Genomic DNA, 16123 nt, shown 5'->3' with positions numbered 1-16123 from the left:
TTGATGCGGAACTCGGGACTTGAACCCGAAAGTCCTTGCGAACACTAGAACCTGAATCTAGCGCGTCTACCAATTCCGCCAGTTCCGCAGTTTCTACACACAAACAACCATTATAAATAATCTAGAAAAATAAGTCAATATGCTAACTTTATAACTATCTTTTAGATAGAATTCTTAGCAAAATTGTGAAATAATCCGATATGATTCTCTAGGTTCTGAAGGATTTTCATCATAAAACACCCATTTAGATTAACGGATAATTCCATGCTCATTTCTGACAATCAACCCTATCTTGAAATCAAAGGACGTACTTCTTTATCTGGAGAAGTAACGATTAGCGGAGCGAAAAACTCAGCATTAGCGATTATGGCCGGAGCGTTATTATGTTCCGATGAATGCCGAATTACTAATGTGCCGTCTTTGGCCGATATTGCTCGCATGGGAAAAATTTTATCCGCGTTGGGGATCAAAATTACTCAACAAGGTAATGTTTTAGACATTGATGCGCGTCATTTGGTTCAATCTCACGCCCCTTATGATCTTGTTTCTCAAATGCGGGCTAGTTTCTTCGTCATTGGCCCATTATTAACCCGCTTAGGAGAAGCTAAAGTCCCTTTACCTGGGGGTTGTGCGATCGGGGAAAGACCTGTAGATTTACACGTAAGAGGACTTCAGGCGATGGGGGCTGAGGTTTATATTGAACATGGAATTGTCCACGCTAACCTTAAAGGAAGTCGGAAACGCTTAACGGGAGCCAAAATTTATTTAGATTATCCGAGTGTGGGAGCCACTGAAACAATTATGATGGCGGCAACCCTCGCCGAAGGTGTTACCATCATTGAAAATGCAGCCAAAGAACCAGAAGTATCGGATTTAGCTAACTTTTGTAACTCAATGGGTGCAAAAATCTCTGGAGCCGGAACCGATACAATTATTATTGAAGGGGTAGAGCGTTTAGGCACAACCGATTATCCGATTATTCCCGATCGCATCGAAGCAGGAACCTTTTTAATCGCTGGTGCAATTACTTATTCAGAAATTAGCTTGTATCCCGTACTGCCCGATCATTTAGTCCCCGTTATTGCCAAACTACAGGAAATCGGCGCAAAAATCATCGTTGAAGAGCCTCGTCGTTTGCGAATCATTCCAGGAGAACTAAAAGCGGCTGATATTGAAACCTTACCTCATCCTGGTTTTCCGACTGATATGCAGGCTCAGTTTATGGCATTACTAACGCTGAGTGAAGGGAGTTGCGTAGTGACTGAAACCGTCTTTGAAAACCGTCTGCGTCATGTTGCCGAGTTAAAACGCATGGGCGCGGATATTAAAGTAAAGGGAAATGTGGCTTTAGTTCAAGGAGTACCATTCCTATCAGGTGCACCCGTTATGGCGACTGATTTACGCGCTTCTGCTGCTTTAGTCGTTGCAGGTTTAGCAGCACAAGGTACCACAATTATTCAAGGATTACATCATCTTGATCGCGGTTACGACAATATAGAAGCTAAATTACAACGCTTAGGAGCTTCCCTACGGCGCGTCACCCCATTAGCGGATGATCCTTTTCTTAATCTATCAAAAAAGACTGAAGTGATGTCTTGATTCTAGCTCCCCCATCTCCTTGTAGGAGAGGGGTTGGGGGTGAGGTAGATTAGCTATGATCTAAAAATAATCCTACTAATTAAACATACATGACTGAGGTTTTACAGATTGCCCAATTGGGACACCCAATTTTAAGACAGATTGCTTCTCCCGTAGAAAATATCAGTGATCCCATCATCCAAAATTTAATTGATGACTTGACAAAAACTGCTCAATGTGCTAATGGAGTGGGGATAGCTGCTCCGCAAGTTGCCCAGTCTTATCGCTTGTTTATTGTCGCCTCTCGCCCTAACCCTCGGTATCCTGACGCGCCAGAAATGGAACCCACCGCGATGATTAACCCTTCAATTGTCGATGTTTGGGGTGAACGGCTAAAAGGATGGGAAGGCTGTTTAAGTGTACCTTCTTTGCGGGGATTAGTGCCGCGTTATCAGACGATCAAAGTAGAATATCAGGATAGAGAAGGAAACTTACAGCGTAAAATATTTAGTGATTTTGTCGCCAGAATTATTCAACATGAGTTAGATCATTTGGATGGTTTAGTCTTTTTAGACCGTCTAGAAAGTACACAAGACCTTTATACTGAGCAAGAGTACGAGCAACTGTTACAGGAAACGCAATGAGTAAAACGGTTATTGGGATTGATTTAGGGGGAACAGCGATTAAATTAGGTCGCTTTTTAGCTTCGGGAACCTGTTTAAGTTCCTTAACTATTCCGACACCCCAACCCGCAACCCCAGAAGCAGTAACAAAAGCGATCGCAATAGCCGTTCAACAAATCAATACTGATGGAACTTGTTTAGCCATCGGACTTGGAACCCCAGGGCCTGCCGACGTATCCGGAAAAGTCGCTCTTGTTGCGATAAACTTATCAGGATGGCATGATGTACCCTTAGCAGAATGGTTAGAACGCAAAACAAATCTACCGACTATCATAGCGAATGATGCCAATTGTGCGGGTTTAGGCGAAGCTTGGTTAGGTGCAGGACAAAAGTACCAAAATTTAATTCTTTTGACTTTAGGAACGGGAGTCGGAGGAGCAGTTATTCTCGATGGTAAGCTATTTACAGGTCATCAGGGAGCCGCCGCCGAGTTAGGATTGATTACAATTAATTTAGATGGACTGCCTTGTAATAGCGGGAATCAAGGCTCTTTAGAACAATATATCTCAATCGGAGCGATTCGCCGTCAGACGGGAAAAGAACCTATAGAATTAGGATTAGCAGCCGAACAAGGAGACAAAGACGCGATCCATTTTTGGCATCAATACGGCAGACTTTTAGGAGTAGGTTTAGCGAGTCTAATTTATGTCCTAACGCCAGAAGCTATTATTATCGGTGGTGGCGTGAGTGCAAGTGCTAAATTTTTCCTTCCATCAGCTTATCAAGAAATTGAAAAACGAGTGATACCGATTTCTCGTGTCGGATTAAAATTATTAACAGCCCAATTAGGAAATAATGCGGGAATGGTTGGGGCTGCAAAATTAGCATGGCAGATAGTAGCTCAAAAACCCGAATAAAAAATACTCTTAAATTAAAGCTTCTTCAACATTTCTTCATCAACACGCTTCCACACCAAAGCTTAAAATAAAGTGGAGTTGGCTAGATAAAATTCCCAAAGCATTAGATAGAAATGGTAAGACAAAGAATGCTAAACAAGAGTACATTGATTTGGACTATTATTCCTGTTAATCTGATATTAAACACATTTCCAGCGATCGCTTTAAGTTTAACAGGTAAAGTGAACAGTGGTAATCTGACTCCGTTGGGCAACTCCACCGTTTCTCTTTACCAAGCAGGAAATAGTAAAAGTCAACCAGCAAATCTTTTACAGTCTGTTCAAGCTGATGCTCAAGGAAATTTTTTCTTTGATTACACACCAACTAATTCAAGTGATTTACTTTATGTGGTTGCCAGTGGGGGGACTGTAGGGGGCGCCAATAATAATAACACTCGTCTAGCAGCGATTCTCGGTTCAAGTACACAAGCTCCAGACAACGTTATTATAAACGAATTAACAACCGTAGCTACCGCTTGGTCAATGTCCCAATTCCTCACAGGGAATTCTATCTCAGGGAAATATCCCGCACTACCTGTAGCTGCTGCCACTAATCGTAACCTTGTTGATGTTACCACAGGAGAAGCCGCCTCACGTTTAGTTAACACTACCCCAAGTTGGCAAAAATTTAACACGATCGCTAATATTTTAGCTGGATGCGTCAATCAAAGTACTTCAACAAGCTGTAGTGATTTATTTACCTCTGCGAGTGCAACCAATGGTAGTCAACCAAAAGATACTCTACAAGCTGCCCTTAATCTCGCTCAAAATCCCCTCAATACCTCAACTGAATTATTTGCTCAGTCTTTCGTCAATCCAGTATATGCTAACGCCTTACCTGCAACAAGTCCCCCTCAAGCGTGGGATATTTTTATCCAACATTTCGGCAATGATCCCAATAATTCCCCGTTTGATGGGCCTGGTAATTTAGCGATCGACAAAGATGGGAATCTGTGGATCACCAATAATTTTATACCTGGAAGTTCTAACAATGGAGAACCGCCTCTACCAGGTAATACGCTGATCGGTTTGACCCCTGGTGGCGATTTACTCACAGGTGCGCCGATCCAAGGCGGAGGCTTATACGGAGCGGGATTTGGCATTACCATTGACCCTGATGGTCATATCTGGTTAGGAAATTTTGGCTTTGGCAATGATAGTATTCTTGGTATTGTGGGTAATGGTAATAGTGTTTCTGAATTTGACCCTAATGGTAATCCTCTGTCTCCTCCTCGCACAGATTTTTCTAATCTTAGAGAACCGTCTGGGGGTTATACGGTGGGTGATTTTTTTGGACCTCAAGGAACTGTTTCAGATCAAAAAGGGAATATTTGGATTGCGAGTAATGATCCTGGTCAAGGAAGTGGTCGAAGTAAGGTAGTTTTGTATATTAATGGCGACCCGAATAATCCAAATAATCTAACGATCGATAATGGACAACTCAATCCTTTTGATATTGCCATTGATGCTGCGGGGAATGCTTGGGTTACTTACCGAGGAAGTAATAGCATTGCTAAAATTACTCCTCAAGGAGACTCTCAGATTATTACAGGTGGCGGTTTACAAGAACCCCTCGGAATAGCGATCGATAGTTTAGGTAATATTTGGGTTGTCAATAATAATAATCTTGCTGGTAATAGTGTCAGTGTCTTTGATGCACAAGGAAAACCCTATCCTAACTCTCCTTTTTTCTTAGCTCCTTCTTCATCTAATGCGTCTGGACCCTGGGGAATTAGCATTGATGGTAATGATAATGTTTATGTCGCTGGTTTTAGCGGAGAGCAATTATTTGTTTTATGTGGTTTTAGGACAGAACGGTGTTCAGGGGGGAAAAAAACTGGAGAACTTTTATCCCCTGCTAATGGCTATCAATACTCAGATTTTATCCTACGTTTGACGGGAGTTGAAGTAGATGCGGCTGGGAATGTTTGGGTCATGAATAATTTTAAGACTGATGCTTTGTCGTTAGATCCCGGGGGAAATAGTATCGTACAGTTTGTGGGGTTAGGATCTCCAGTGCAAACGCCTTCAATAGGCCCAGTAAAACCCTTAGAAACCGTCCCTGAACCTCGTTCTTGGCTGGGATTTTTAGCGATCGCTCTCTTTGGGAGATCACCAAATCCGACAAAAACATAATAAATAATCATTAATTTTTATATGAATGACATTCCGCCAAGTCCCTGTGTATGGTTTGAAATTCCGATCGCTCGCCCAGAAATTACTCTCAATTTCTATCAACAGGTGTTTCAATGGCAATTAAAACCATTTAATGATGCTCCCGAAGACAGCCGCCATCAACTATGGCACATCTACGAATCACTAGATCTTCCCTGTGGTGGGCTGTATGTAAATCCTGACTCGGCTGGAAAAAACGGGATCGAATTGTATTTACGGGTCGAAAATGTGGAAAAAACCCTAAATTTAGCTAGAAAGTATAATGGCTCTATCGTTCTCGAAAAAACGAAACGTCCTGATGGTTCTGGCTTCTATGCAAGGATTCAAGATCCTGATGGGAATTATTTAGGTGTATGGGGAATTATTTAATTATGCTTTACTCAAAAAAATTTATTGATCAATCATTGGACAACAATGCTTAAATTTTCAACTTTTTCTAGTGTGCTATTATCTGTAGGGACTACGATCTCTTTCTCGTTAAGCGCATCTGCAACGACCCTCGAATCTTCTACTATTAACAATGCCACCCCTCTAGAAATTGCAGTACAGGCTTATATCTGGGGCTATCCTCTAATTAGTTTAAGACGAACAGAAGCACTTAGTTTGGTATCAGAAGCCCCGATTAATCAGTTTTCTTATCGTTCTACCTTGGCGACTCCTGCTGATACTGCGGTAGTCCGTCCCAATAATGATACCCTCTATGCGAGTGCTTTTTTGGATCTCAGTCAAAATCCCTTGATTTTAGATATTCCCGATACGAACGATCGCTATTATTCCCTACAATTTTTAGATGCGTATACGAATACCTTTGCCTATGTGGGAACGAGAGAAAATAATATAACGGCGGGACGATACGGAATTATTGGACCAAATTGGCAAGGAACCCTACCAAATGACTTAACAAATACTATTCAGGCTCCCAGTAATACTGTTTGGTTATTGGGACGTACTCTCGTCGATGGGCCCGATGATGTGGCTGCTGCCGATGCTGTTCAACAACAGTATAGCTTGTCTTATTACCCCGCGCCACCTACTCAGCCCTTTCCGCCTGTCCCCATTACTGGTAGTCCTCAAACGATCCCAGATAGTGGTTTAGAGTTTTATAGTGAATTAAATAATAATTTAATTACGAATCCTCCGCCAGCAGACCAAGCAGACCTACTGCAAACTTTTGCTATGATCGGAGTCGGGGCAGGACTCACCCCCACCATCGACCAGGCAACAGCCGAACAAGCGATCGCCATTGGTGAATCTTTAATCGCTCAGACCATATCACAAGTTAGTGTAAATGTCAATAATTGGCTAGTCAATTACAGTATTGGTGATTATGGTGATAATTATTTATTAAGGGCGGCTACGGCTAAATTCGGTCTAGGCGCGAATACGGCCGAAGAATCTCTCTATTTTAACGCTTTTAAGGATGTACAGGGGAATGCTTTAGTGGGTAATAAATCCTATCGGTTAAGTTTTAAAGCTGGTGAGTTACCTCCAGTTTCCCCCTTGGGTTTTTGGTCATTGACCCTTTATGATGCTAATGGGTTTTTGGTCGAAAATCCAATCGATCGCTATTCGATCGGGAATCGTACTTCTGGTTTGCGATATAATCCTGATGGCTCTCTCGATATATATATTCAAGATCAGCCCCCCATCGGTTGGGAATCTAATTGGTTACCTGCACCGACAGACTCTTTTAATTTAACCCTGCGGACTTATTTACCACAAGACGCGCTTTTAGATCAATCATATAAACTTCGAGGTATTCAAGCCGTTTCCGAACCTTCAACTATTCTAGGTCTTTTTGCTATTCTGGGTTTTAGTTTTTTAGGACAACGGGAAAATAATACATCTCAAAACCAGAAAGATTCAGATTAAAAGTAAATTTTTGTTAAAAAGGTTTTATTCTTTTTATAAATCTTATAAAGCATAAAATATGATTCGGACGTTACTAATTACAGGTGGTGCAGGTTTCATCGGTTCTAATTTTGTTCATCATTGGTGCGAAACTTATCCAGACGATCGCGTTGTCGTCCTAGATGCTTTGACTTATGCGGGTAATAGAAAGACTCTCGCTAAATTGGAAAATAGCAATAATTTTCGTTTTGTACAAGGGAATATCTGCGATCGCTCTTTGGTTGATTCTCTGTTTAGGGAAGAAAAAATCGATACGGTTGCCCATTTTGCCGCAGAATCTCACGTCGATCGCTCTATTTTGGGGCCAGATGCTTTTATTCAAACCAATGTCGTCGGCAGTTTTACCCTTCTCGAAAGTTTTCGCTACTTTTGGCTTGAACAAGGAAAACCAGATACCTATCGCTTTCTACACGTATCTACAGATGAGGTTTACGGCAGTTTAGAACTCGATGACCCCGCTTTTTGCGAAAACACCCCATATGCACCGAATAGTCCTTATTCGGCTTCTAAAGCTGGAAGTGATCATCTCGCTCGTGCTTATTATCATACCTATGGCTTGCCCACGATAATTACTAACTGTTCTAATAATTATGGCCCTTATCATTTCCCAGAAAAGTTAATCCCGTTGATGTGTATTAATATTCTTCTGGGTAAACCGCTTCCCGTTTATGGCGATGGACAAAATATTCGAGATTGGCTATATGTTGGCGATCATTGTCAAGCTTTAGATACAGTTCTTCATAAAGGAAAACCGGGCGAAACCTATAATATTGGGGGTAATAATGAGGTAAAAAATCTTGATCTCGTCTATAAACTATGTGAATTAATGGATGAGTTAGCCCCAGACTTACCCGTGAAACCTGCCAAAGAATTGATTACATTTGTTAAAGATCGCCCAGGACACGATCGCCGTTATGCGATTGATGCGACTAAAATTAAAACAGAGTTGGGCTGGACTCCCCAAGAAACAGTAGATGGGGGTTTACGTCGTACTATCACTTGGTATCTCAATAACCGAGAATGGTGGCAACCTTTGTTATCTAAAGATTATCAAGCCTATTATGATCAAGTTTACGGCGTTAAAAGTTAGTCGTCTATCTTGTAGAGACGTGATAAATAAGGGGCTGTCTGCGACACCTGTGGGCGCAGTTTATAAGCTTCGTCGCGTCTTTGAGCTACCGCGTCTCTGATAGACGGGTATTTAAACCCCTGGCTCTAAATTTACAAATTACTAAAGACTTTTCTGATATCTTTAAAAGAAGTTTCGTTAGTAAAAGTCGTAATCAGTTCACCTTTCATGCCGTTTTTATACATTTCGATTTCTTGGGTAAAATGATTGTAACAAAAAGCGTATTTCACGCCTTTTATATGCGTCCAAATTAGATTTTTGGAGCTACCATTTTTTTCTCTAATTAAAATGGGTCGATCTTCATCTTTTTTCCAGAGAATGGCTCCTATTAGTGCTAAAATAATTTCGTTGACAGGTCCACCATGATGATCAACACGCGCCATCATACCATTAATGTAGTCTTGCAACATATTAATATCAGTAAGTTTTAATGCCATTGATAGATGTTCCTTTTGGTTAAATTTTTGTTTTTATAATTCCCCTAAATTCCGAAAAAATTGACATTAACCGGAAAATAGTTAATTTTTGATAAATTGTACACAAATTCAAATGATTTAGCAATATATAATTTAATGAATCTTCCTTTAAATAATTCAGAAACTCCTCTTTTAGCTCAACTCAAAAAACTCGCTAATCTTAGTGATGCGGCTTTTTATGCACCAGGACATAAAAAAGGACAAGGAATATCACAATTATTAGCTAATTTAGTCGGATATCGTGTTTTCAAAGCTGATTTACCCGAATTACCAGAACTCGATAATTTATTTGCACCTAATGGAGTCATTCAAGAGGCACAAGTTTTAGCAGCAGAAGCATTTGGAGCAAAAGAAACATGGTTTTTAGTCAATGGTTCAACTTGTGGAGTTATTGCCTCTATTTTGGCAACCTGTACAGAAGGTGATAAAATTATTATTCCTCGAAATTGTCATCAGTCGGTCATTTCGGGTTTAATTCTTTCTGGTGCCATTCCAGTTTTTATCGCTCCAGAATATAATGATCAGCAAGATTTACTTTATAGCGTTACACCAAAATCTGTAAAACAAGCTTTAAAAGAACATCCAGAAACAAAAGCAGTGATGTTAGTTTACCCAACTTATCACGGAATTTGCTGTGATTTAACACAAATTGCACAGATTACCCATGATTATGAAATTCCTTTAATTGTAGATGAGGCACACGGCGCACATTTTACCTTTCATCCTAATTTACCTCCATCGGCTTTATCTTTGGGTGCAGATCTCGCCATACAATCAACCCATAAGGTTTTAGGTGCAATGACGCAAGCTTCTATGTTACACCTAAATAGCGATCGCATTGATACTTCTAAAATCAGTCAAGCTTTACAACTTCTCCAAAGTTCTAGCCCTAGTTATCTATTATTAGCCTCTTTGGATGCGGCTAGACAACAAATGGCATTATCGGGGTATAACTTATTAAACCAAACTTTAGAATTAGCCGAAATTGCCAGAGAGCAATTAAGTCAGATCCCCTTACTTTCTGTGTTAGACTTTGCTCATCAGATGCCTAGTTTTCATTATTTAGATTCTACTCGTTTGACCGTTTTTGTCGATCAACTGGGAATGACTGGCTATGAAGTTGATGATGAGCTACGTCAACGAGGAGTAACAGCAGAGTTACCCATGATGCGCCATCTGACTTTTATTATCTCAATTGGTAATACTGTATCGGATATCGAAAAACTTGTCACAGGGTTTCAGTCTCTTTCACCTAAAGCTTTTGTGCTTCCCTCTGTGGTGTTTCCTCCCGCTTCTGACTTTGCTATATCTCCCCGTAAAGCGTTTTTTTCTCCAACTGATTTTGTCGCTATTGAGAAAAGTGTTGGTTTAATCAGTGCAGAGTTAATATGTCCTTATCCGCCTGGTATTCCCGTTTTAATGCCTGGTGAAATCATAACATCAGATGCGATCGACTATTTATTACAAGTTTCTAAAATGGGTGCAAGCATTACAGGATGTAGCGATCCAAATCTTGCCGTTTTAAAAGTATGTCTATAGACTTGACAAAATTACAATTTAATGTATATGGATTTGAGGGAATTCTGAATAATATTGATTTCAAAGAACTTGTAATGCGGATGGGGAGACTCGAACTCCCAAGACGTGAGTCACACGCACCTCAAGCGTGCGCGTATACCAATTCCGCCACATCCGCAGGATTTTTTCAACTTTCCAATAATAGCACAAGATAGAAATAAGATGCAAGAAAAATCAAGGGATTTTTTGGCGAATTAGTTACCTCTTTATGGGGAAAAAACAGACGGAACAAAATGTTAAACTCTCTCGTAAGATACAAGGGCGCGGAGTTAGATGAATGAAACATGAAGCGATCGCAACTAATTTTAAAGCTAGAGGTGTCGTGTTGATGCAATTTATTATTACTGTATAAAAGTTATGTCGCCTAACGGCTCTAGTTCTAAAATGACAGCTTTGATGGATTCAGAAATTTATCAAGCTCTAAAAGCCGGTCAACAATCAGCCTTAGCTATTCTTTATGATCGTTATGGTAAACTTGTTTATGGATTAGCTTTAAAAATTTTAAAACATTCTCAAGAAGCAGAAGATTTAACACAAGAGATTTTTTTAGCACTTTGGCGCAGTGATATTTATGATCCAACTCGTGGTTCACTGAGTAATTTTCTTACAATCATGACGCGCTCACGAGCGATCGATAAACTTCGTTCATATAATACATCTGTAAGATTTTTCGAGCGTTGGTCAAAAATAATTCCAACTGAAACATTAACAAATACGCCATTTGAACAAGCATCAGTGGCCGAGCGATCGCAAAAAATCCGACAAGCTTTAGCACAGTTATCTACAAAACAACGTCAGATTCTAGAGATGCTGTATTACGAAGGATTGAGTCAGTCGGAAATCGCCCAACAACTCAATATTCCTCTAGGAACCGTAAAAACGCGATCGCGCCTTGGTTTATTAAAGCTACGACAATATTTAGAAGATTTCATGAGCTAGTGAAACGATGAACCAATCCCCACCACCCAACAATATAGAAGAGCTATTAGCAGGATATGTTCTCGATGATCTTTCTAGTGAAGAAATCCAAATAGTTGAACAACTCCTCAGAGATGATCCTACTTTAGTTTTAGAAGTAAAACGTCTCCAAGAAGCATTTGATTTACTCCCTTATGCGCTAGACGAAGTAGAACCCACCGCCCAACTGGGCCAAACCATCCTTAAAGAAATATCTCCTAAAATCCCTTCTAAATCAATCCCTTGGGCAAAAATTATAGCAGGTGTGTCAGCTTTAGTAGCTTTGTTTTTAGGATTAGATAATATTCGTCTTAGACAAGAACTTAAACTGGTGCAAAATCAGAAAAATGTGATCAACGTCTTACAAACAGCAAATACTCGTGTATTTACCTTAGTGGGAACCGACAAAGCAAAGACAGCATCTGGAAGTGTGGCGATCGATCCATTAGGGAAAAAAGCCGTAATTGTTTTGCAAAACCTCCCTACGCCCTCAGAAAAACAGATTTATCGACTTTGGGCAATTATAGACGATAAAAAGATTGCTTGTGCTGATTTTAGGGCATCTAGTGAAGGAAAAGTCTTACAAGAATTCGTTTTACCAGTTGATGTTTGTGGTTCAACTAAATCAACCTTAGCTGTTACCCTAGAACCATTACCCGCACCGCCGCAGCCTGTGGGACCTGCAATGATGATCGAAAAGAGTTAGATTAATAATAAAAAACTACACTGAATAAACAGTGTAGTCATGGGATTATTTATTAATTAATCAGTTATCGCCAAATTCGATTACCATCTTCATCTACTCGTGCTTGACGAATAACATCAGAAATTTCTTCCGCATCTTTGACATGATGAAGAGCTTTTTTCTCTCCATCGGGTTCATCGACAATAAAATAAGTCGGTACTTTAATGTGATCACCCGTAATATCGGGAACATCGACAGCGATCTGTGTAGCTTTTTCTTCAATGGTTTGAGGTTCGTCAGAAATGCGATCGCCTGGATTTGCTGTTAAGTTTCTAGCTTTCGGGCTTACTTCTTCATCTCTTGAACCAGATTCATAAGTAATTTCTTGCTCTGATTGATTTTTAGTTTCTTCTGTCATATCAATTCTCCTATTTATATTATCCTGTTTTTAATGGTTCTACTATTGATCACGAGAATCATTGTCAGAGGTTTTATCACCTTTGTTAGCGATTTCCCGTTGTTTCTCTTTATTTATTGAGGCAAAACCGCGTTTACTGGTGTCTGCCATGATCAAGATTCAGTTTTAAACGTCTGATTTAATTTAAAAACTGCTTTAGACTTCTTTTTTTAATTTAAAACACACATCATTGATAAACATCTCTCAAAATAAGGAGTTTAATCTCAACCTGTAAGCAGATATAAAATTCAGGATTATCATTAAACTTCAGGCAAAAGTTAGATGAAAAATTGTTTAGTTAGTTTTGCTGTTCTAACTTTACGGCTGTTTTTTGAATAAAGAATTTAGTCTCAACTGGTAACAAGTGCAAAAATTCCCTTTAATTTTGAGTAATTAAACAAAAATTCTTGTTTATAATAAAAAAATAACGATAAAAAAATGAACATTCATGAAGTCTAGTTTAGTAGAAAAAACATCTAACTTTTCCGTTACAGAAGCCATTAATACTGTAAAGTGTCAGTCTCATTGTCTTGTAGAACCTGAAAACTTAGAACCCATCAAAAGTCAAATTTTATCGTCTCAAAAAGCCCAGTATATGGCTGAGTTTTTTAGTCAATTGGGAGATGCTAACCGTTTAAGAATTCTATCTGTATTAGCCCATCATGAACTCTGTGTTTGCGATTTAGCGGAAATTCTGGCGATGAGTGAGTCTGCTGTTTCTCATCAATTACGGACGCTTAAAGCGATGCGTTTAGTCAGTTATCAAAAAAGAGGACGTAAAGTCTTTTATCGACTGCAAGATCATCACGTTTTAGAACTCTATCAATCGGTTGCTGAACATCTGGAAGAAACGGATGAGTAGAGACGCAAACAAATAACGTCCCTACCATTAATAAAGACTAGACAGCAGCAGCGTAATTTTCTGCGACAAAATCCCAGTTAATTAAAGAATTGACAAAATCGCCGATATAATCAGGACGACGGTTTTGATAATCAAGATAATAGGCGTGTTCCCATACATCCATTGTGAGTAAAGGAACTTGTCCCGCCGTTAAAGGATTTTCTGCGTTTAGTGTTTTAGTTACTTTAAGCGTTCCATTGTCGAGAACTAACCAAGCCCAACCGCTACCAAATTGGGTTGCACCCGCTTTTTTGAACTCTTCGACAAAGTTTTCGTAGCTACCGAAATCAGCCTTAATTTTATCAGCCAATTCACCCGTTGGTTGACCACCGCCACCCGATTTCATGCAATTCCAATAAAAGGTATGATTCCAAGCTTGAGCCGCATTATTAAACAAACCGGACTTAGAAGCATCGCCAGCGATCGTCTTGATGACATCTTCAATTGAATGAGAGTCTAGATCTGTTCCAGCAACTGCATTATTGTAATTATTCACATAAGCCGCATGATGTTTATCGTGATGAAACTCTAGCGTACTTTTGGAAATATAAGGCTCTAGGGCTGTATATTCGTAAGGTAGTGCAGGAAGTTGATAAGCCATGTTCTATCCTCTCTAATTGCTCAAAAAAAGCGATAATTTGCACTGCTCGTTGCTATTCAGCTTGTAGTTAGTAAACCCTTAAGCTAATGCAATGAAACTTTACGTTTTGATTTTATCTTAAAATTGTTCTTTGAAGCTTAAGCCTTTGGATAATTCGATTTTCAGTCTAGCGAGGAATTGACGAGAGTTAGATGCAAAGATTGGGGAACACTAAAAGAGACCCTTCTAGCAAAAACCATTCTTTAACCCTAAAATTGTTAGGGAGTGGTGAGGAGATAGTCTCATGAAGTTAAAGCAAAAAACATTTTACTTTTTTTCTAAAAAGTATGGATGGCTGACGATGCTTTTATGGTTGCTTTTCATTGCACCCGTAAGCGCGGCAGTCGAACTAAGAGTCGCTGTAATTAAAGCAGCTAGTCAGGTTAATGTCGGCAGTTCAACAGATGCACTGATTAAAGATGGCGCTGGGCGAACCCTAGGAACATTATCCGCGATGAGTTCTTTTGTCGCTGAACCTGAAAAAAACAACGTAGCGATTGAAAAATGGAAATCACAACAAATTGTTATTGAACCTAGCAACGAGGGTTATGTTTGGATTAAAGATCGTTGGTATCGTGGGCGAACTCGTTTACTGTTGCAAGGAAAGGGTGTAACGGCAGTTAATCTAGTGGATCTAGAATCTTATTTATATAGTGTTGTTGGTTCAGAAGCGATCGCAACCTGGCCCATCGAAGCCCTGAAAGCCCAAGCAGTAGCCGCTCGTACTTACGCTTTAAACAAAAGTTCTACGGGAAGTAATCGATTTTATGATCTCGATACTACTGTACAAACCCAAGTCTATAAAGGTTTACAGACTGAATATTCAAGTACCCATGAAGCGGTTAATCAAACATCTGGACAAATCTTAACCTACAACGGTAAGGCAATTTTAGCCGTTTTCCATTCTTCTTCGGGTGGGCATACAGAAAATGTTGAGGAGGTTTGGAGTTCAGCATTACCCTATTTAAGAGGGGTTGTTGACTATGATCAAACCGCACCCGTTTTTCAATGGGAAAAGAGTTTTAATACGAATCAAATTGGTAATCTTTTAGGTGTTGGTACCGTTAAGTCGTTTATTCCTGAGAGAATTACTCGAAATGGACGAATTATTACTTTAAAAGTTATTGGCGAAAAAGGTTCTAAAATCATCGATGATAGTCATCTTCGTAAAGTTTTAGATCTCAAAAGCACGCTTTTTACGGTATCAGTTCAAGATAATTTAGTTGAAATTAAAGGTAGAGGCTACGGACATGGGATAGGTTTAAGTCAATGGGGTGCTTATTATTTGTCCTTGCAGGGTGTCTCTTACAATGATATTTTGTCTCATTATTATCAAAATGTAAAATTAACTAAAATTCAGGCAAATTAAGACAAATAAAGAGGTTTACCTAATTCAGTTAAGTTTAAAACATAGCCGCCTGTAACTAAATAAACCTGATTAGCAATTAAGCCAATTTGACGCGTTAGAGACCCTAATCGATCCCGAAATAAACGACCACTTTTATAAGAAGGAACGACACCCCATCCCGTTTCTTCGGCTACTAAAATGATATCTAATTGAGTTTGTTGTAAATTGACCAGTAAGTTAGCATTTATTGTTTCCCAGGCGGTTTCATCTTGTTCTAATAAATTAGCCACCCAAGTTCCTAAAGAATCAATTAACAAGCAATTTGGGGGTGTAAACTCGGCAAAAATTGAGGCTAAATCAAGAGGAATTTCTAAAGTTTTCCAATGATTAGCCCGTCTTTGTCGATGTTTGCTGATTCTCTCCCTCCATTCTAAATCATTCGGGTCATGTCGAGCCGTAGCTACATAAATGACTGGTTTGTTGAGTTGGGTTGCCAACTGTTCGGCCCATTCACTTTTGCCTGAGCGAGCAGGTCCTGTGACAAGAATAATTTGACGGTTGGAAATCATAATAAAAATGAAATGTAAAAGTATAGAGTATAGGCTTTACTAATCTTAAAAGTATAGTAAGATCAAAAAAATTCTTAAATCTGTTGAGATGTGTACCTCACATCATAAAGTTATAAGAGAAAGGCGATCGGCAACCTCTAA

Annotated in this window: 17 protein-coding genes and 2 tRNA genes; 12 read left to right on the top strand and 7 right to left on the bottom strand. The window is 39.5% G+C overall.

What is annotated here, in order from left to right:
• Nucleotides 1–4: 4 nt before the first annotated feature.
• A tRNA-Leu gene (locus C7H19_RS05635) sits at nucleotides 5–88 on the bottom strand.
• A 176-nt stretch (nucleotides 89–264) separates the two neighbouring features.
• Here C7H19_RS05635 and murA point away from each other — a divergent pair.
• From murA to rfbB, 7 genes are all read left to right on the top strand, one after another.
• Nucleotides 265–1599, top strand: a complete 1335-nt coding sequence (gene murA / locus C7H19_RS05630) for a UDP-N-acetylglucosamine 1-carboxyvinyltransferase (RefSeq protein ID WP_106455908.1) — start codon at nucleotides 265–267, stop codon at nucleotides 1597–1599.
• A gap of 89 nt (nucleotides 1600–1688) precedes the next feature.
• Nucleotides 1689–2222 carry a peptide deformylase gene (def, locus tag C7H19_RS05625; protein WP_106455907.1) on the top strand — a complete coding sequence of 178 codons (534 nt, stop codon included), beginning with the start codon at nucleotides 1689–1691 and terminating at the stop codon, nucleotides 2220–2222.
• Nucleotides 2219–3118, top strand: a complete 900-nt coding sequence (locus C7H19_RS05620) for an ROK family protein (protein WP_106455906.1) — start codon at nucleotides 2219–2221, stop codon at nucleotides 3116–3118. Before def ends, C7H19_RS05620 begins: the two co-directional genes overlap by 4 nt.
• A 113-nt stretch (nucleotides 3119–3231) precedes the next feature.
• Nucleotides 3232–5292 carry a Vgb family protein gene (locus tag C7H19_RS05615; protein ID WP_219907589.1) on the top strand — a complete coding sequence of 687 codons (2061 nt, stop codon included), beginning with the start codon at nucleotides 3232–3234 and terminating at the stop codon, nucleotides 5290–5292.
• A 21-nt stretch (nucleotides 5293–5313) separates the two neighbouring features.
• Nucleotides 5314–5700 carry a VOC family protein gene (locus C7H19_RS05610; protein WP_106455904.1) on the top strand — a complete coding sequence of 129 codons (387 nt, stop codon included), beginning with the start codon at nucleotides 5314–5316 and terminating at the stop codon, nucleotides 5698–5700.
• Nucleotides 5701–5745: 45 nt separating this feature from the next.
• Complete coding sequence (locus tag C7H19_RS05605; protein WP_106455903.1) at nucleotides 5746–7203, top strand: DUF1254 domain-containing protein; 1458 nt, start codon at nucleotides 5746–5748, stop codon at nucleotides 7201–7203.
• Nucleotides 7204–7261: 58 nt separating this feature from the next.
• Nucleotides 7262–8332, top strand: a complete 1071-nt coding sequence (gene rfbB, locus C7H19_RS05600) for a dTDP-glucose 4,6-dehydratase (protein WP_106455902.1) — start codon at nucleotides 7262–7264, stop codon at nucleotides 8330–8332.
• A 131-nt stretch (nucleotides 8333–8463) separates the two neighbouring features.
• Here rfbB and C7H19_RS05595 read toward each other — a convergent pair whose 3' ends face one another.
• Entirely contained in the window at nucleotides 8464–8808 is a 345-nt protein-coding gene (locus tag C7H19_RS05595) for a hypothetical protein (protein ID WP_106455901.1), read from the bottom strand.
• 135 nt (nucleotides 8809–8943) lie between these two features.
• Here C7H19_RS05595 and C7H19_RS05590 point away from each other — a divergent pair, with 135 nt between their 5' ends.
• Nucleotides 8944–10386, top strand: coding sequence for an aminotransferase class I/II-fold pyridoxal phosphate-dependent enzyme (locus tag C7H19_RS05590; RefSeq protein WP_106455900.1), 1443 nt, complete (start codon nucleotides 8944–8946; stop codon nucleotides 10384–10386).
• Nucleotides 10387–10461: 75 nt separating this feature from the next.
• Here the strand turns inward: C7H19_RS05590 and C7H19_RS05585 are convergent.
• Nucleotides 10462–10543, bottom strand: a tRNA-Leu gene (locus C7H19_RS05585).
• 278 nt (nucleotides 10544–10821) lie between these two features.
• Here C7H19_RS05585 and C7H19_RS05580 point away from each other — a divergent pair.
• Both C7H19_RS05580 and C7H19_RS05575 read left to right on the top strand, forming a co-directional pair.
• Complete coding sequence (locus C7H19_RS05580) at nucleotides 10822–11364, top strand: sigma-70 family RNA polymerase sigma factor (RefSeq protein ID WP_245927325.1); 543 nt, start codon at nucleotides 10822–10824, stop codon at nucleotides 11362–11364.
• A 7-nt stretch (nucleotides 11365–11371) separates the two neighbouring features.
• Nucleotides 11372–12088 (top strand): anti-sigma factor, encoded by a 717-nt coding sequence (locus C7H19_RS05575; protein WP_106455898.1) that lies wholly within the window; start codon nucleotides 11372–11374, stop codon nucleotides 12086–12088.
• Nucleotides 12089–12152: 64 nt separating this feature from the next.
• On the opposite strand, the gene C7H19_RS05570 is transcribed toward C7H19_RS05575, so the two are convergent.
• On the bottom strand, nucleotides 12153–12485 hold the full coding sequence (locus C7H19_RS05570) for a hypothetical protein (protein WP_106455897.1): 333 nt from the start codon (nucleotides 12483–12485) through the stop codon (nucleotides 12153–12155).
• A 42-nt stretch (nucleotides 12486–12527) separates the two neighbouring features.
• Nucleotides 12528–12635 (bottom strand): KGG domain-containing protein, encoded by a 108-nt coding sequence (locus C7H19_RS27145; RefSeq protein WP_146136493.1) that lies wholly within the window; start codon nucleotides 12633–12635, stop codon nucleotides 12528–12530.
• Nucleotides 12636–12972: 337 nt separating this feature from the next.
• Here C7H19_RS27145 and C7H19_RS05565 point away from each other — a divergent pair, with 337 nt between their 5' ends.
• Nucleotides 12973–13386 (top strand): ArsR/SmtB family transcription factor, encoded by a 414-nt coding sequence (locus C7H19_RS05565; protein ID WP_106455896.1) that lies wholly within the window; start codon nucleotides 12973–12975, stop codon nucleotides 13384–13386.
• 37 nt (nucleotides 13387–13423) lie between these two features.
• Here C7H19_RS05565 and C7H19_RS05560 read toward each other — a convergent pair whose 3' ends face one another.
• The gene (locus tag C7H19_RS05560; protein WP_106455895.1) at nucleotides 13424–14026 is read right to left on the bottom strand and encodes a superoxide dismutase; all 603 of its coding nucleotides are present in this window, start codon (nucleotides 14024–14026) and stop codon (nucleotides 13424–13426) included.
• Nucleotides 14027–14309: 283 nt separating this feature from the next.
• Between C7H19_RS05560 and C7H19_RS05555 the strand changes: the two genes are divergently transcribed.
• Nucleotides 14310–15434: a SpoIID/LytB domain-containing protein gene (locus C7H19_RS05555; protein WP_106455894.1), complete on the top strand. Its 1125-nt coding sequence runs from the start codon at nucleotides 14310–14312 to the stop codon at nucleotides 15432–15434.
• Here the strand turns inward: C7H19_RS05555 and cobU are convergent.
• Nucleotides 15431–15982: a bifunctional adenosylcobinamide kinase/adenosylcobinamide-phosphate guanylyltransferase gene (gene cobU / locus C7H19_RS05550; protein ID WP_106455893.1), complete on the bottom strand. Its 552-nt coding sequence runs from the start codon at nucleotides 15980–15982 to the stop codon at nucleotides 15431–15433. The two genes, C7H19_RS05555 and cobU, sit on opposite strands and share 4 nt — an antisense overlap.
• Between the last annotated feature and the right edge of the window lie 141 nt (nucleotides 15983–16123).

Origin of the sequence: Aphanothece hegewaldii CCALA 016, assembly GCF_003007785.1 — a bacterium.
Lineage (GTDB): Bacteria > Cyanobacteriota > Cyanobacteriia > Cyanobacteriales > Microcystaceae > Chroococcus > Chroococcus hegewaldii.
This window is presented reverse-complemented; position numbering and strand designations above follow the sequence as displayed.

Excerpts from the sequence above, each read along its gene's own strand:
- C7H19_RS05620 (WP_106455906.1), top strand. The coding sequence starts at position 2,219 with ATGAGTAAAACGGTTATTGGGATTGATTTAGGGGGAACAGCGATTAAA.
- C7H19_RS05595 (WP_106455901.1), bottom strand. The coding sequence starts at position 8,808 with ATGGCATTAAAACTTACTGATATTAATATGTTGCAAGACTACATTAAT.
- C7H19_RS05565 (WP_106455896.1), top strand. The coding sequence starts at position 12,973 with ATGAAGTCTAGTTTAGTAGAAAAAACATCTAACTTTTCCGTTACAGAA.
- C7H19_RS05580 (WP_245927325.1), top strand. The coding sequence starts at position 10,822 with ATGGATTCAGAAATTTATCAAGCTCTAAAAGCCGGTCAACAATCAGCC.
- cobU (WP_106455893.1), bottom strand. The coding sequence starts at position 15,982 with ATGATTTCCAACCGTCAAATTATTCTTGTCACAGGACCTGCTCGCTCA.
- C7H19_RS05560 (WP_106455895.1), bottom strand. The coding sequence starts at position 14,026 with ATGGCTTATCAACTTCCTGCACTACCTTACGAATATACAGCCCTAGAG.
- C7H19_RS05555 (WP_106455894.1), top strand. The coding sequence starts at position 14,310 with ATGAAGTTAAAGCAAAAAACATTTTACTTTTTTTCTAAAAAGTATGGA.
- rfbB (WP_106455902.1), top strand. The coding sequence starts at position 7,262 with ATGATTCGGACGTTACTAATTACAGGTGGTGCAGGTTTCATCGGTTCT.
- C7H19_RS05615 (WP_219907589.1), top strand. The coding sequence starts at position 3,232 with ATGGTAAGACAAAGAATGCTAAACAAGAGTACATTGATTTGGACTATT.
- C7H19_RS27145 (WP_146136493.1), bottom strand. The coding sequence starts at position 12,635 with ATGGCAGACACCAGTAAACGCGGTTTTGCCTCAATAAATAAAGAGAAA.
- def (WP_106455907.1), top strand. The coding sequence starts at position 1,689 with ATGACTGAGGTTTTACAGATTGCCCAATTGGGACACCCAATTTTAAGA.
- C7H19_RS05610 (WP_106455904.1), top strand. The coding sequence starts at position 5,314 with ATGAATGACATTCCGCCAAGTCCCTGTGTATGGTTTGAAATTCCGATC.
- murA (WP_106455908.1), top strand. The coding sequence starts at position 265 with ATGCTCATTTCTGACAATCAACCCTATCTTGAAATCAAAGGACGTACT.
- C7H19_RS05575 (WP_106455898.1), top strand. The coding sequence starts at position 11,372 with ATGAACCAATCCCCACCACCCAACAATATAGAAGAGCTATTAGCAGGA.
- C7H19_RS05605 (WP_106455903.1), top strand. The coding sequence starts at position 5,746 with ATGCTTAAATTTTCAACTTTTTCTAGTGTGCTATTATCTGTAGGGACT.
- C7H19_RS05590 (WP_106455900.1), top strand. The coding sequence starts at position 8,944 with ATGAATCTTCCTTTAAATAATTCAGAAACTCCTCTTTTAGCTCAACTC.
- C7H19_RS05570 (WP_106455897.1), bottom strand. The coding sequence starts at position 12,485 with ATGACAGAAGAAACTAAAAATCAATCAGAGCAAGAAATTACTTATGAA.